Origin of the sequence: Blautia sp. MSK18_10, assembly GCF_020553185.1 — a bacterium.
Lineage (GTDB): Bacteria > Bacillota > Clostridia > Lachnospirales > Lachnospiraceae > Blautia_A > Blautia_A wexlerae.
This window is the reverse complement of record NZ_JAJCGT010000130.1, coordinates 1-500: the sequence shown is the minus strand read 5'-3', so window position 1 is coordinate 500 and position 500 is coordinate 1. Positions and strand designations below refer to the sequence as shown.

The 500-nt window shown below is 34.2% G+C and carries 2 protein-coding genes; both read left to right on the top strand.

Features of this window, described 5'->3' with window-relative positions; genetic code table 11:
• Nucleotides 1-228 (top strand): DUF3784 domain-containing protein (locus tag LI074_RS17160; RefSeq protein WP_173698476.1); only part of this gene is annotated, 228 nt, incomplete at its 5' end.
• Nucleotides 229-378: 150 nt separating this feature from the next.
• Nucleotides 379-500 (top strand): helix-turn-helix domain-containing protein (locus LI074_RS17155; RefSeq protein ID WP_173698478.1); only part of this gene is annotated, 122 nt, incomplete at its 3' end.

Here is a 500-nt window from a genome sequence, read left to right as displayed (position 1 = left end):
AAATTCTTGTCTGGTTATAATATGAAATCAGCAGAAGAACGAAAAAAATATGATGAAAATGCTATGTGTAAGGCATATGGGAAGAGAATGATGTTTATGTCAATTCCTTTTATTGCTGGAATGATAATAGATATTTGGTATATAGGAATCGGTTGTTTAATGGCATGGGTGATATGGTTTGTTATGTTTATTCTGCTGCTTATGGATAGACATAAAAGAGAAGGTTAATTTATAGAGGAATGGAATGCTTTTGGGGTGAAAATACCGTTTATTTGTTTTAGACATACGATGTCCGGTTGAAAATTAGCGGATTCTCATTTTATGTCGTGGTAATTTTGAAACATATTGGTAAGCTGTAAGTGGAAGAGAGGTAGAGACATGGACACAAAAAAGATTGGAGCTTTTTTAAAGCAATGTCGTAAAGAAAAGAATCTTACACAAGAGCAGCTTGCTGAAAAGTTTGGAGTATCTGCAAGAACAGTTTCCAGATGGGAAACAGG